This is a genomic window from Tolypothrix tenuis PCC 7101 (assembly GCF_963874875.1).
Lineage (GTDB): Bacteria > Cyanobacteriota > Cyanobacteriia > Cyanobacteriales > Nostocaceae > Aulosira > Aulosira tenue.
In genome coordinates this window covers 3828019-3842775 of record NZ_CAWNJS010000001.1, presented here as the reverse complement: position 1 = coordinate 3842775, position 14757 = coordinate 3828019, and the positions used below count along the sequence as shown (strand labels likewise).

At 38.8% G+C, this 14757-nt stretch carries 11 protein-coding genes; 7 read left to right on the top strand and 4 right to left on the bottom strand.

Annotated features, from left to right (window positions below):
• Positions 1 to 497 precede the first annotated feature (497 nt).
• Positions 498 to 1298 (bottom strand): histidine kinase, encoded by an 801-nt coding sequence (locus tag AACU25_RS15690; RefSeq protein ID WP_096577095.1) that lies wholly within the window; start codon positions 1296 to 1298, stop codon positions 498 to 500.
• 177 nt (positions 1299 to 1475) lie between these two features.
• On the opposite strand from AACU25_RS15690, the gene AACU25_RS15685 reads away from it, so the two are divergent.
• From AACU25_RS15685 to AACU25_RS15675, 3 genes are all read left to right on the top strand, one after another.
• The gene (locus AACU25_RS15685; RefSeq protein WP_096577094.1) at positions 1476 to 1700 is read left to right on the top strand and encodes a hypothetical protein; all 225 of its coding nucleotides are present in this window, start codon (positions 1476 to 1478) and stop codon (positions 1698 to 1700) included.
• Between the two features lie 40 nt (positions 1701 to 1740).
• On the top strand, positions 1741 to 2088 hold the full coding sequence (gene petJ, locus AACU25_RS15680; protein ID WP_096577093.1) for a cytochrome c6 PetJ: 348 nt from the start codon (positions 1741 to 1743) through the stop codon (positions 2086 to 2088).
• 158 nt (positions 2089 to 2246) lie between these two features.
• Positions 2247 to 3266 carry an aldo/keto reductase gene (locus AACU25_RS15675; RefSeq protein ID WP_096577092.1) on the top strand — a complete coding sequence of 340 codons (1020 nt, stop codon included), beginning with the start codon at positions 2247 to 2249 and terminating at the stop codon, positions 3264 to 3266.
• Positions 3267 to 3505: 239 nt separating this feature from the next.
• Here the strand turns inward: AACU25_RS15675 and AACU25_RS15670 are convergent, their stop codons facing one another.
• On the bottom strand, positions 3506 to 3961 hold the full coding sequence (locus tag AACU25_RS15670) for a rhodanese-like domain-containing protein (RefSeq protein WP_096577091.1): 456 nt from the start codon (positions 3959 to 3961) through the stop codon (positions 3506 to 3508).
• A 1046-nt stretch (positions 3962 to 5007) separates the two neighbouring features.
• On the opposite strand from AACU25_RS15670, the gene AACU25_RS15665 reads away from it, so the two are divergent.
• From AACU25_RS15665 to AACU25_RS15655, 3 genes are all read left to right on the top strand, one after another.
• Positions 5008 to 5724: a response regulator transcription factor gene (locus AACU25_RS15665; protein WP_096577090.1), complete on the top strand. Its 717-nt coding sequence runs from the start codon at positions 5008 to 5010 to the stop codon at positions 5722 to 5724.
• 347 nt (positions 5725 to 6071) lie between these two features.
• Positions 6072 to 7139, top strand: a complete 1068-nt coding sequence (locus AACU25_RS15660) for a DMT family transporter (RefSeq protein WP_096577089.1) — start codon at positions 6072 to 6074, stop codon at positions 7137 to 7139.
• A gap of 415 nt (positions 7140 to 7554) precedes the next feature.
• A complete protein-coding gene (locus tag AACU25_RS15655) occupies positions 7555 to 8424 on the top strand; it encodes a DUF5895 domain-containing protein (protein WP_096577087.1) in 870 nt (289 codons plus the stop codon).
• Between the two features lie 115 nt (positions 8425 to 8539).
• Here AACU25_RS15655 and mltA read toward each other — a convergent pair whose 3' ends face one another.
• Positions 8540 to 9799: a murein transglycosylase A gene (mltA, locus tag AACU25_RS15650; protein WP_096577085.1), complete on the bottom strand. Its 1260-nt coding sequence runs from the start codon at positions 9797 to 9799 to the stop codon at positions 8540 to 8542.
• The gene (locus tag AACU25_RS15645) at positions 9800 to 10054 is read right to left on the bottom strand and encodes a hypothetical protein (protein ID WP_096577083.1); all 255 of its coding nucleotides are present in this window, start codon (positions 10052 to 10054) and stop codon (positions 9800 to 9802) included.
• 1184 nt (positions 10055 to 11238) lie between these two features.
• Between AACU25_RS15645 and AACU25_RS15640 the strand changes: the two genes are divergently transcribed.
• On the top strand, positions 11239 to 14409 hold the full coding sequence (locus AACU25_RS15640) for a non-ribosomal peptide synthetase family protein (protein WP_096577081.1): 3171 nt from the start codon (positions 11239 to 11241) through the stop codon (positions 14407 to 14409).
• Positions 14410 to 14757: the final 348 nt, after the last annotated feature.

The following is a 14757-nucleotide window of genomic DNA, read 5'->3' as shown; positions in this document are numbered from 1 at the left end:
GCTTGGGTTAAGAAAATTGGCGTTGCTGATTGATGGGATGATTTGTGTCTCACGCATTCGACGTTCGCGCAGCGTCTCGTAGAGAAGTCGTTCTCGCAGAGTAGGCGCAAAGTTGCAAACAATAGACTTTTAGCTTTTTCCAGAAGTCTGAATTCATCCCGCAAATATGCAACGCCAGAAAATTAATTGATCACAAAACCAAAAACTAATTACTCAACAACAAAACCGAACAATAATTTTGGAGGGGGTTTGGGGGACGCAACCGTCACCCAATCGGGGGTTTGGGGGAGAATCCCCCAATTTATCTGGCTTTTGTAATTAAGTGACAAATCAATCACTAATGAGCTTAACCCAAGCGTATTGCGTTATATGTAGTGAACTGACACAGCTTAGATAATGCAGTGCATTACTAAAATTTTTTCCACACATAAAACAATATCCCCAACTTATTTAATAAGCCAGGGATATTTATCTATTATGGAAAACAAGCAAAGGTATTAAGCAGGGGGGAGTTTGTGCTTATCAGCAGTATTATCTTTGTCCTTAAATAATTCCGCCGCCGCTAGCAGCAACTCTCTTAAAGCCTGTTTTAGCTGACGTTCCTTCTTCGCGATCGCACTTCCAGCTTCGCCCAGTTTATCATCGAGCTGCGATCGCTTCTGTTCGACTTGAGTAGCAATATTTTCTGCTTGGGGACGAGCTTGATTATACCAATGCTTTGCGTCTTCCAAGTAATCTTTCACTTCTTCTGAGCGTCCGCCGTAGCGTGCAGCTAAATTAGCTCTCACAATAGCCAGTTGTGCTTGCAGTTGAGCATAGCGCTTCTTGAGCAAAGCTGCTTCTTCACTATCTTTAATCCCATCAATGACAGAATCAAGGACGGTTTTTGTACTAGTAGAAGTTTCCTTACCAGTCTCTTCAATCTCAGCCAAAATTACATCAACATCTTTTTGCAGTTGTTCTTCTTCACTATCTAGTTGAGACTGTAGCTTTTTAATTTCTGTCTGGGTTTTAGCGATGTTTTCATGTCTGCTGCTATTAACGCCTTCCAATACACCTTCAATAGAAGCTGTCACTTCTTCTTTGATTTCACTACCTCTTTCTTGGAAAGTTTCAATGACAGCCGAAAGCGCATCTTTGACAATAGTACGCAGTTCTATAGAACCAGCCTTAAACTCAGAACTTACTTGAGAAACTGCGGCTTTAACAATTTCTCTAATGCGATCGCTTCTTAGCTGTCCAGTTTCTTTAACTTGTTGCAAGTCTGCTTGAATTTTCTCTTTGATATTGTTAGGCATTTTCCACTCTAGGTATTTAGCTAATTTGGATAAAATTTTGTAGATATCATCCTCTATTCACATTATGGTGTAGCCTTTTGCAGTCGGGCACTTCCTTTAGACAGAAAATGACTGTATTTTTCACAAATTCCCTTTTGTGAGATGATTAATATCTGTTGATACGCAAATAAAGTTCTTATGTGGAAAGTAAATGTCACTTGTTCTGGTCAAGCATGGAAAATCTATGGTAGTGAATTTAAAGCACTAGCAGATAAATATTCTGGTGATTGCATTACTTCTAAAAAAATGCCAGATGGTCAGCGCATTATGGTATACAAAATTGAGGATGTGAGCGACGCTGAGTCTTTTGTAGAAGAATGTCAGCAGTTTGTTGGCTTTAGTTCAGACTTTGAATCTTTATAAAATGCCAGTTGATATATAAGTAAAAAATGATGTTGATTATATGAAAAAGCAATTAAACAAACTCATCAAGTTGCTATTGATTACTTGTTTGAGCTTGACAAGTATTTTCACATCCTCTGCTTATGCAGCAGATTTAGTTAATGGCGCACAAATATTCGAGGTTCATTGTGTGGGGTGTCATATTAACGGTGGTAATATCGTTAGGCGTGGTAAGACTTTAAAGAAAAAAGCTCTCAAGAAATATGGTATGGATTCTCTAGAGGCAATATCATCCATTGTTACCAATGGTAAAAATAATATGTCAGCTTATAAAGACCGCCTCACCCCAGAGCAAATACAAGATGTTGCTGCTTACGTTTTAGAACAATCTGCAAAAGACTGGCGTTAATTTATAATTCATCTTTCTCAAGTGACCTCAGAAAACAAGGATACAATCCCATAAATTCATTTAGGGAAAAACGTGAAACAGCATTAATTAAAACCCCCGGATTTATCCGTAATGTCTTTAATTTTGAATTTTGAATTTTGAATTTGGAGCGAAGCGACGTGACTCTACCAACAACAAGCTATCTGCAATTTACCCCTAATTTAAATATCTGTCGCATCCTAAATGGAATGTGGCAAGTTTCTGGTGGACATGGACGCATAAATCCCAAATTCGCTATTGCAACTATGTTTAAATATATAGATGCAGGCTTTACTACTTGGGATTTAGCAGATCATTATGGCCCCGCCGAAGATTTAATTGGAGAATTCCGCCGACAAATTATTGCTACTCGTGGTAAAGAAGCTTTAGCTAACATCCAAGCCTTCACAAAGTGGGTGCCTCGTCCTGGTAAGATGACCAAAAAAATCGTCGAGGACAATATTAATATTTCCCTCCGGCGGATGGATGTGGAGTCATTAGATTTAATGCAGTTTCATTGGTGGGAATATCAAGATAAAAACTACCTCGATGCACTCAAATATATGGCAGAACTGCAAACTGAGGGCAAAATTAAGCATTTAGCTTTAACTAACTTTGATACTGAACACCTGCAAATTATAGTGGAAGCAGGGATCAAAATAGTTTCTAACCAAGTACAATTTTCTTTAGTTGACCGTCGCCCGGAAGTAAATATGATAGAGTTTTGTCAACAGCACGATATCAAATTATTTACTTACGGCACAGTTTGCGGTGGCTGGCTGTCAGAAAAGTATTTAGGTAAAACAGAACCCCGAGGATTTGATCTAACCACAGTTAGCTTGAAAAAATATAAAAATATGATTGATGCTTGGGGTGGTTGGCAATTATTTCAAGAGTTACTTACGACTCTGAAATCTATTGCTGATAAACACAAAGTCAGTATTTCTAATGTGGCAGTACGCTATATCTTAGATAAGCCATCTGTCGGAGGTGTGATTGTTGGTGCGAGGCTGGGCATATCTGAGCATATAGAAGATAACGCCAAAGTATTTAGTTTCAACTTAGATGAGGAAGATTTAAATAAGATAGATGCAGTGTCTAGCCAGTCACGGGATTTATATCAGTTAATTGGCGATTGTGGTGATGAATATCGACGATAACAAATAACTATACCTCTGGCAAAAGTGCTTTTTGCCAGAGGTGGGAAAAGGGAAAAGGTTAAAGGGGAAGGGGAAGATACACAACTTTTCCCCATATTCCAGACTTCTGCAAGAAGTCTACTAACTTGTCTCTGCATTCTTTGCTTCGTCAAAGACATTTTTGCAGGGTAGGTGCAGAGAGGGAATTTATGAGTGATTAGTTAATAACTAACCACTCATGACTGATGAAAAATTTCAAACTATACGTCTTTAGTTTGGGTTTCTGTGTGTTCTTTTAACCGAGATACGACGTTATAGTCACCACGACCTGGAGGGGTCATAGCTTCAATAGAACCTTCGGTTGGGCCGCCAATTGCCTTCCATGCACCAAGTCCGCCCTTTAGCTGAGATACATGCTTAAACCCAGCAGAACGCAGAGATTGTGCAGCTTGAGCACTTTGTTCTTCATTAGCACCGTAAACATAAATATCACGGCTTTTATCTATAGATGATGCAGCTCTTTCTACAACTTCATCTGTGGGCATTGGCATTGCACCCAAGATGTGACCTTCATTAAAAGATTCGCGATCGCGCACATCTAGTATTGTAAAAGCAGGTTCGCCCCATTCCAAACGAGCTTTAACAACATGAGCATCAGATTGTGGTTCAATGGGTGGCTGTTCGGGAATGATATTATCTACTAAATTGTTAGCCATAATTGTCTCTTGCTGATTACGTTAACAGCAATTTATCTAAAAAAATACTTTAATTTTCTCTTTCCCTGGTATGAAGATTATCAAACTCTCTCTTGAGATAGACTAGTACAAAAAAGCTAAAGTCTAAAGTCGGAATTATGAAATAAACAAAGTATTATATTTATCCTCACAGTAATTTGTCACAGCTAATTTATTTATGTAGTGGTTTTTTAGTAATGCTGTGAATTTAAACTTCAAAACTATAAATTGAATTATGTATCAACAGTAAGTATTTCCTCAGTCGAGAATAAATGCCTTCAATTTATTAGTTTTTTGGTTTCATGTATCTGCAATCTATTATCAAAAACTAGTGTATTTATAGAAAAAATATATAAACATAATTAGCCTATTTACCTAACTCCATAATTGGAATTGACCTCAAGTTTTAACTAGGATATTTCAAAAATGTATTATAAAACACTTATACAAGTAACAAGTATTATTTAAAATGATACGGGATGAATTTTAATAACTACTAAATTGAAATGTATAAATGAGTAAGCTAAGTCAAATAAATTACAAATTGCATAAGTGAATTCAGGCTTGCTGTTTCTGATGATTTCAAGAATCAATAATATTGTCAAAAATATTACGTTAGCTTCAATTAACATTAACCAATAATTATCAGATTTTCTAGGTATTTGAGAGCTTGCTCATGATTTATTTCTGAGTATGAAGTTCACTGACTGGTAATTAAAAATATCACAAGCTCGGCAGAAATCTTTCTTTGTAGGATAATAATTATGGTCAAGTACTTCACTAGATATCATAAAAAGTTAATTGCGGTCAAATCAAGTACTATAATGACAATGTTTGGTGAGCAACCGCTACCTGACGGAAAGCCATAAGTATATACGTAAGCATCTGAGGTTAGGATGGGAATAATTTCAGCACTACACAATTTATTTCGGGTGCAAATAATCTCTGAGGGTAGCATTTCACAAAGTAGCGATCGCATATCAAATCGCCACATAGACAATAGACTATAAATGATGGGCTAGAAAGTTATGGTGATGGTTCCTGCTACTAATCCCAAAGTTCTTGTTGTAGATGACGACTACGGTGTCCGAACTCTCATATATCGCTTTTTAAGTCGAAAATATCATATTGAGTCGGCAGCAGATGGTAAGACTGCTTTAAATTTATTCGATCAATTTCAACCAGATTTAGTTATCCTCGATTGGAATTTACCAGACAGCACAGGCTATACCCTTTGCCAGGAAATGCAACGGCGCACTAACGTTTTAGTGATGATACTAAGTAGCCGAACTGACGAAGCTGATAAAATTAAAATCTTGGCTGCAGGTGCTGATGATTTTATGTCCAAACCCTTTAGCCTAGCTGAAGTAGAAGTCCGAGTCCAAGCTTTGTTGCGGCGTATGCGTACAGTCAACACCTCACCAGCACAACGCCTCGTCTTTCAACAGTTAGCAATTAATCCTGATGGGCGAGAGGTAACACTTAACGATAAACCTCTATCATTAACTGCCCTAGAATTTAATATTTTACATTTTTTGGCTAGCCACCCAGGTCAAGCTTGGAGTCGTCCTCAGCTCATCCAGAAAATTTGGGGTTGCGATTATGTGGGAGATGGAAGAGTAGTTGATGTACATATTGGTCAACTCCGCAAAAAAATGGAAGTTGATACCACTATCCCCGAATTTATTAAAACTGTTCGGGGTTATGGTTATAAGTTTGAGCCACCAGAAAAACCTACAGAATAGAAATTCACCAATCCTCAAACCCTTCTCTAATAACGACGTACTCGCATTTTCATAATTGCTAATTCAAAATTGCAAAATTCATCGCCCAATCACCAATCAAGAAGATGGAATTAGTTTCATTTCACGTTTTCTCTTGTTCATCAATTAATTTCAGGCCAAATCATAGCTAAAGCTGCTTGAGATTTTAGAGATGAAATTTCGCACAAAAGGGCACAAGCCCTTATTTTTTTGCAAATTGGCAAAATCCAAAATTTAGGTATGAGTATTGTTTCCTTCACAAAAAGACATAATTAGGTAAAATTAGTTAAAGCAATTTTGCATCTGTAAATCTAGGCATCAGCAAAACCATGCATCTGAAAATCAGTGCATCTCGATTTCCCTTAGCTTACTTACTACTCATTGCTCCCTTTTTCTTATGGGGTACGGCAATGGTAGCAATGAAAGGAGTGATACCCCATACCACACCACTATTTATGGCAGGAGTGCGCTTGCTACCAGCTGGGATATTAATTCTCGTAGCAGCAGCGTTGATGGGTAGATCCCAACCCAAGGGATGGGGTGCATGGTTATGGATTACCTTATTTGCTTTAATCGATGGAACTCTTTTTCAAGGGTTTTTGGCAGAGGGACTAGTGAGAACTAGCGCCGGATTGGGATCTGTGATGATTGATTCTCAACCCTTGGCTGTAGCTTTACTGTCGTTGTGGCTATTTCAAGAACGGATTGGTTTTTGGGGATGGCTGGGGTTAGGATTGGGAGTTTCTGGTATCAGTTTAATTGGCTTGCCCGATGAGTTGATTTTCCATCTTCTGGGTTCTGGTGTAAATGTCACAATCGGTAATTGGCAACAGTTATTTGCTAGCGGTGAGTGGTTAATGTTGCTAGCTGCGTTATCAATGGCGGTAGGAACAGTATTGATTCGGTTTGTCTGTCGCTATGCAGATCCCGTAGTAGCTACAGGATGGCACATGATTATCGGTGGATTGCCATTATGGGGGGTGTCATCAGTTGTAGAATCCCAGCAATGGCAAAATCTTGCTACATCCGATTGGCTGGCATTGGGTTATGCCACAATATTTGGTAGTGCGATCGCTTACGGATTATTTTTCTACTTCGCTTCTAGTGGTAATCTCACCAGTCTCAGTTCTCTTACCTTCCTAACACCAATTTTTGCGCTACTTTTTGGTAATCTCTTCCTCTCAGAAGTCCTCAGTCCCTTACAGTGGATGGGAGTTTTCTTAACTTTAATTAGTATTTATCTCATCAACCAGCGCGATAATTTAGCAGTCAGCAAAAAAGTTACTCTGGCTGAAGCAACAGCAAATCAGCAACCTATTTTAGAAGCATCTAATGCTCAGAAACTTAGCCCTGTTACTTTAGCCGTGAGAGAATCTGAGCCAGAAGTTTTACCCTAAAGTTCATAGAAAGCGGCGGGAAACTTCATCCCCTTGTGAGTAGAGAGGAATAGCTGCTCCGCCACTTAGGGCATTGGGCATTGGGAACTTCTTGCCCATGATGCCCCATTCCCTATGTCCAGAAACTCCAACCTCAAGGGGATGGAGTTTTTATGGTTAATAATCAGCAGATTTTAGCGAATTTTGTATTTTAATTCGTAAATACGCAGTAATTTGTAGCCACACATCCTCAAGAACTGCTGCAAGAATTAAACTTGAGAATTGACTCGATATACTAGATAGGTGGTACAAAAGTATTATTAGTAGCCAAAGTATAAAAGTAGTTAAAGATTTGACCCTTGGGCTTTAACTCTTGACTCTTTCCTGTTGACTGCTGATACACTTATTTAGCAAAACACTTCGATAGCCTAAAACGATGAAAGCATCTGCTAAGTTCGACTTTGAGGACGAGAAATTTAATGCACCGCCTTCTCAAGTCATCCCCTGGTGTCAGATGATTAATCCTCGGTATGGCACAGATGGTATTCAATCTTACGGTTTGGCGATTAAGCTCGATAATGCCCAAGCTGTAGGCTTTCAGCCAGACGATAATTGGCAACAGGTAGAGCATGAATTTAGCTCTGGAGTGGAAACTATATTTATCACTCCTACCCCCAATTTAGTAATTGTGCGACGGGGGCCATTGTCTGTCAAAGACCGGGAAACAGGTCTGAAGTTGGGTACACTTAAAGAGAATTATGATGCTTTTTTAGCAGATAAACTTAAATTTAAAACTTTTACTCGCTACCTAATTTTTATAGTAGGTGAGGATAAAAAATTCCTACATGACACACCATTACAATTAACTCTTAATGGTGCAGCTGGGGCAAGTTTTGCTAAAACTTACTGTGAATATCAACAAGGTAAAGTTGTAAGTGGTTTTGTGGCTGAATTAGAAAAGGCTTATGCTGGTTACAGAAAGCAACCCCTAACGCCAAAAGGCCCGTTATTCCACGCTCACGGTATTTTTTCGCCGATAATTGAATGTGAAGAAAGAGGCATTGAACCAAATACAGTCCTGGTGGCTTCTACTGTAGATTTTAAACATCCAACAATTGGGACATTAACACAATATTTAATAGCTTCCGATTCGCCTGAGTCTGCAATAATTTGCAAGTCTTTTGAAGACCACAAAGAGTTTGGTAAGGAAGCTGTGAAAATAGAAACACCTAAGGTAGAGATGGCAGGTGTTTCTAGTTCTTATATTTACGCGGATGAGGATGATTTTGGTTATCCGCCGTATTAGGGATTGGGGACTGGGGATTGGGGATTGGGGACTGGGGACTGGGGATTGGGGGCTGGGAGACAAATTTCTATTACCCATGCCCAATGCCCCATGCCCAATGCCCCATGCCCAATATCTATTCTTTTAAAAGTAAATAATATAATGAGCCGTTACCGCCTGTGATACCGGCGCGATCGCCTGCTAATTTGCCAGTTCCCATGAAATAATCTACCCTTCCTGGGCCTTTGATGGCGCTACCTGTGTCTTGATCTAGGACAAAGCGGTTAACTCTACGATATTCTAAGCTACCTGAGTTATTAGGATAAGGAATAGAAGCAGTAATCAAGGCTAGCGCGCCTGGAGGCATCAGGGATTTATCGGTAGCAATGGAACGTTCTGCTGTCACGGGGACATTAATACTACCTGTGGCTGCACCACCACTAGTTTCTTTAAAGAAGACAAATCGCTCCCAGCGAGGCAGATAATTACTCAATTCTTGGGGATTTTGATTAAAAAACTGGATTAAACGCGGCATAGTTAATCCATCAAGGGGCAATTTGCCATCTTTTGCCAGTTCTCTACCAATACTTGTCCAAGGGTAATCTGTGCCACCTGCATAACCAATAGAGGTTTTTTTACCATCAGCTAATTGAATTTGGGCAGAACCTTGGATATGAACCATGTATGCATCGAGGCGATCGCGGAACCACAAAAGTTCTAAACCTTTTAACTGGCTTTTATCGCCAAGTAATCCGTCTTTTCCTTCTAAATCAATTCTTTTTGGGTGGGGTTTAGCCCATTTATCAAAATCAGGTGGTAGACGATAAAGGGGATACTTGTATTCAGCAGTTTTGACGCGGCTAGCTTGATAAACAGGCTCGTAGTAAGCAGTAAATTTAACAGTACCCTTGCCGTCATTCCCTATAGATTGGTACAAGGTAAACTCTCGCTGCACAGCAGCTTGCAGTTGCGCTGGTGACTTAGATTTAACCACCAACTGACGGAAGCGAATTAAACTCCGACGTACCCGATCTAAGGTAATTTCTTTAATTGGATATTGTTGATAAGCAGCGATCGCCTTATCTTTTTCTAAATAACTTAAGCTGTTATCAATGGCTGCTAACAGCGCTTTGCGATCGCCGCGTTTCACCCTGCTACCCCAAATTTGCTCATCCCAACCCAAACAAGCAGAGCTAGGGGTACAATTGCTTTCTAAGTCTATCGGTTTAAGTGGTGGTTCAATTTCGGGAGTGATTGGCGGTACTGGGATGGGTATCGCTGGCGGAGTCTGTTCTGGCGGTGGGTAAATAGGAATCTGAGCCACAGCTGACCAAAATGTATTTAAAAATGTAATTCCTAGACTTAAAGAAAGCAAAGCAAGGGTTTTTCTGTTCATTTAGCTAAATCTTTCAACACTAGAACTAAAAATTGGTTCTACTCGAATTGCGACAACCCGAGATGGGCGTACTACCATATACTCCCCTTGAATATTCTTGATCGGCACGCTAATAAAGTCATTAGAGGCTGCCTTGGGAACAAGTTCGCCACTATACCACTTCTGGAACTCTTGAATCGTAGGGAAACGTACTTCTTCGCGGTGACCACTTTCTAATAGAAGATGTACTGCGTATTCATTCGGTGTTCTAGGCATAAAGTTGAATCATTTGAAACACATTCAACCCATTGTTAACTACCTCACCCCAGAATGAAAAGGGGAACTATACGGTAGCAAGCAAAGCTGTCTGGAAGAGTTTTAAGTTAATAACTCACCTCTCAGCGAAACAGTTTTGAGTGTTGAGTCATGAGTGCTGAGTAAAAAACTAAAATTAATTGCACTCCTGAACAGTCTTCACTATTAACTTGTTCTTCCGCCCATGACGCTAGTTTACCTGAATCCAGTTCCCAACAAATTCTTCAGGAAAAAATCTGGTGATGGGATTGATATTTTGAGTTGTGCGGTTAATATTTGCTCAAGGGTCAAAGAGACGCGATTAATCGCGTCTGTACTCAAAAGTCAAAAATTTTCCCTTCAGGGAAAGCAAGTCTCCCGCAGTGCTGGTCTGACTTTGTCTCCCTTCCAACTCCCAATCACGGCTTGACATTAGATGGTTTAGCTGTGGAAACACCGCGAATTTAAAAATGGTGGTATGGGACAGTCTAAGGTCATGGCGATCGCTCTCAGCAAATCGGCTGCTGGTGGTATTACTTTGTTATCTATTAAGACAGTGTGAGCGCAAGCATCTACAATACCTTGACCTCAACAGGCTGAATTTGGTGCAACCATGTAATTTGTCGTTCTTGTCTCTGGGGATTTTCTGTGTCTAAAGCGATCGCAGATTACACTGATCCCACCGATAACCATGAATCCTAGGACAAAAGCCCAGATATTTTTTCATCCGCTCATCTCGATTCAATGAAATTATTGAGCAGATACATATTCATTTCTACAAAAAATTAAAAAATATATAAATTATCTCAGTAGTTACTCTTAAAAAAACAGAATAAGTAGTGAAATTACTTATAAATCAATAATTAAAAAAGCTGGTTTTGGTTTCTTAATGAAGATTGAATTAACACCATTTATTTTAATAAAGTGTATGCCATAATCTATTTAGAGACTATATTAATGTTATTAAAATCATCAACATTAGATATACATGAAAATATTTTAATAGTAACTAAAAAAATAATTTCTTAATTAAGAGTATTTATATCTTCGAGCAATAAATAGCTAAAGCTGCTTGACATCAATCAAATGATTAGATGTTAAGAAAAACAGCATTCATACAAAGGGAATGTAGTACTAATTAAGGATCATTAATTCAACTAGGAAATATGTCTGTACAAAACAACAATTTAAAATATTTACAATCTCATTCATCGATAGTGTCCCTACTGGATTTTATTTGTCAACAATATCCAGACCAAGTTGCATTAGTGCTGGAAGAGCAACAGTTGACTTATGGGGAGTTATATCAGAGAGCAGAACACTTGTATCAATATTTGACAGCCAAAAATTGGTTAACATCTAACAGTTTGATTGGACTCTGTATAGAACCTTCTTTTGAAATGGTTATTGCTATCTATGCAGTTTTAAAAGCAGGTGCAGCTTTTGTTCCCCTTGATCCAGATTTACCTCGTCAGAGGCTCAGTTATATGATTGTTGATGCAAAACTAAATACTGTTTTGACACAACAAAAGTTTGCTTTTGATATTGAGCCCGCATTACGCCAGAGTGGTATTGATGGGAATATATGTTTTTTAGATACACCTTCTGTCTGGCAGGAATCAACTCTACCTCTCGTCACACCTCAATTAGTAGAAGCAGAGCAACTAGCTTACATTATTTATACTTCTGGATCTACTGGTGTACCTAAAGGAGTAATGTTGACCCATCAGGGTTTACTAAATTTAGCATTGGCAAGCTGTAGTACTTTTGAGATTAAACCAGGGTTACGTTTACTTCAGTTTGCCTCAATTAGCTTTGATGCTGCGATTTGGGAAGTAGTCACAGCCTTATGTGGTGGAGCAACTTTGGTTCTGGGTGCAAGAGAGCAAATGCTTCCTGGAAAACCGTTGGCAAATTTTATTGCTAGACAAAAAATAAATTGGGCGATGCTACCACCTTCTGTACTATCAACGCTCACTCAGTTTCGGGATCAGTTGCCTTATTTACAAACAGTGGTAGTAGGTGGTGAAGCTTGTCCCACATCACTTGCTAAGGCATGGGTTTCACCTTTGTTAGGCAAAATCAATACAATACTCAACAAGACTTGCCCAGCATCACTTGCTCAATCATGGATTTCACCTCATACCCGCTTTTTCAATGCTTATGGGCCAACAGAAATTACAGTTTGTTGCACAATTTACGAGTTTCAGCCCCAGGATATTAATTTACCCATTGGTTACGCATTACCGAATGTAGAACTCTACATTCTTGATGAAGAACTAAAACTTTGTAATAGAGGTGAAAAAGGCGAGTTATATGTAGGTGGTGTAGGAGTAGCTAAAGGCTACCTCCACAAACCAGATATCACAAATGTTTCTTTTATAGATAACCCCTTTGGTTTAGGCAAGATATATAAAACTGGTGATATCGTTTATGAAGATCCTGATCATCTGGGGCTACTACATTATGCTGGTAGAACTGATAATCAAGTCAAAATAAGAGGCAAGCGGATAGAATTAGAAGCTATTGAAATGGTACTTGCCCAACACCCTGGTGTACAGGCAAACACAGTGAAAGCAATTAAAACTGTACAAATAGAAACTAGCAATATACCAGGAAACTATGGGATTTCAATGCTTGTTGCCTATATCGTTCCTAAAACTGGAGAGTTTTTGACTGACAAGCATCTACAAAGATTTGCTGCGGAACAACTACCAGATTATATGGTACCTGCTCGGTTTATTTTCATTGATGAATTGCCTTTGCTACCTAACCGCAGTAAAGTAGACCGTAATGCTTTACCAGAACTACCACAAACACCATATTTTATCGCTAATACTATAGATAACGCTGTTAAAATTGCTGCGATTTTTGATCAAGCTTTACAGCTACCTACTGGTAGTTGTACTCCTGACACTAATTTCTTTCATATAGGTGGCAACTCACTCTGTATAGCCCATGTATTATATGCGATTGATCGTGATTTTAGTGTATCTCTTCCTTCTCGCTTAATTTATGAATATCCTACTCCATCTGATTTAGCAAAACTGTTAGAAAAATATAAACTCAAAATTAACAATATAGCTGATGAGCAACAGATTGACTTACAAGTAGAAGCTAAACTTTCTCCACAATTAAATACATCTGTTTGGCAACAGACACCACAAAATAAATATGATTGTGCATTAATTACAGGTGCAACAGGTTTTCTAGGAGCACACCTGTTACATGAACTGCTGCAAAAAGGTAAATATCAAAAAATTTACTGTATAGTGCGAGCTGAAAGCGATACAGTTGCAATGACAAAGCTCCTTGCCACCTTTGTGAAGTATCAGTTGCCAACAGCAGAGTTGTCACAAGTATATGCGATCGCTGGAGATATCGAGCAGCCACAATTGCAACTACCATCAGTGGTATTTGACAAACTAGGCGAAGAAGTTGATCAAATCTATCATGTAGCTGCTGACACTAATTACATCAAACCTTATTCAGCAATTAAAAAGCCAAATGTCAATGGTACTGCTAACATAATTGCCTTAGCAGCCCACCATCGCCACAAAACATTGCATTACTTATCAACTCTCGCTGTCTATGGATCATTAACTTCATTACTAGGTATTAATGAAGTTACTGAAGATTTTGATATTGATATCAGCGCACCAATTATGTCCGTAGAATGTGGCTATATACGGTCAAAATGGGTTGCTGAACGTATGGTAAAAACCGCAAGAGAACAAGGATTAGCCGTCTCTATTTACCGTCCTGGTTTTATTTCTGGACATAGGCAAACAGGCTTTGCTAACCTCAATGATACATTCTACCGCTTTATTAGAGGTTGCATTCAGATGGGTATGTACCCAGATTGGCCCGAAAAATACTGGACTCCCGTACCTGTTGACTATGTTGCTGCTTTGATAGCCTCTGTTTCCCTAGATCCAAAGCGGACAGGTGGTAATTACAATATTGTTGTCCCTCGGGAAAATGAAATAAGTAATGTAGAGATATTTGAGTTCATTCACGAGTTAGGCTATCCTTTACAAAAAATTTCACCCAAAAACTGGTTGAATGCGCTCTCCACTTTAACACCTGTTAATTCCTTGTATCCTTTGACTTCCTTCTTCCAAGAAAAAGTGTACCAGAACCGCAGCACTATTCTGGAAGTACATCATCGAACTCTGATATTAAAAGTAGATGATACGTTGAATGCCATAAAGGATTATGGCATCCAGTGCCCAACAATAGACAGAGCTTTGATTTATAAATACATGCCTAGCTTTGTGGCCGACACCTCTACAGAAGCCATCAAGGTTCATACACCATTTATAGAAGTTCCTTAGCTTCATTGTATTGGTGTGTTATAGCCTTCTCAAGACTAATATGAGGTTTTAAGAAGGCTCGATATTGCAGTATATAGTTCATAAATTTTTTTACTAGGTTATAGCTAATTGGGGGTAGGACAAAATACGTTCAAAATTACCCACGTTGTAAAGTTCTGTAATGTAGAATCTCAAAACCTTTGATTATTCGAGATTTCAACATCCAACTTCAGTATGTCTTCAGACTAAAACATTCCCAAAAATGATTGCTTATGGGCAAGTTGCAGAAACGGAAAGTGGCAAAGAGGTGATTTTAGCGTCCAAATGGGAATTCTAAACTTATACCGTTTCTGTGTGAAACTGCGCTAA

Bases quoted from the DNA above. Each gene is read 5' to 3' on its own strand.
- AACU25_RS15690 (WP_096577095.1), bottom strand. From the start codon at position 1,298: ATGCCTAACAATATCAAAGAGAAAATTCAAGCAGACTTGCAACAAGTT.
- AACU25_RS15685 (WP_096577094.1), top strand. From the start codon at position 1,476: ATGTGGAAAGTAAATGTCACTTGTTCTGGTCAAGCATGGAAAATCTAT.
- petJ (WP_096577093.1), top strand. From the start codon at position 1,741: ATGAAAAAGCAATTAAACAAACTCATCAAGTTGCTATTGATTACTTGT.
- AACU25_RS15670 (WP_096577091.1), bottom strand. From the start codon at position 3,961: ATGGCTAACAATTTAGTAGATAATATCATTCCCGAACAGCCACCCATT.
- AACU25_RS15665 (WP_096577090.1), top strand. From the start codon at position 5,008: ATGGTGATGGTTCCTGCTACTAATCCCAAAGTTCTTGTTGTAGATGAC.
- AACU25_RS15660 (WP_096577089.1), top strand. From the start codon at position 6,072: ATGCATCTGAAAATCAGTGCATCTCGATTTCCCTTAGCTTACTTACTA.
- AACU25_RS15655 (WP_096577087.1), top strand. From the start codon at position 7,555: ATGAAAGCATCTGCTAAGTTCGACTTTGAGGACGAGAAATTTAATGCA.
- mltA (WP_096577085.1), bottom strand. From the start codon at position 9,799: ATGAACAGAAAAACCCTTGCTTTGCTTTCTTTAAGTCTAGGAATTACA.
- AACU25_RS15645 (WP_096577083.1), bottom strand. From the start codon at position 10,054: ATGCCTAGAACACCGAATGAATACGCAGTACATCTTCTATTAGAAAGT.
- AACU25_RS15640 (WP_096577081.1), top strand. From the start codon at position 11,239: ATGTCTGTACAAAACAACAATTTAAAATATTTACAATCTCATTCATCG.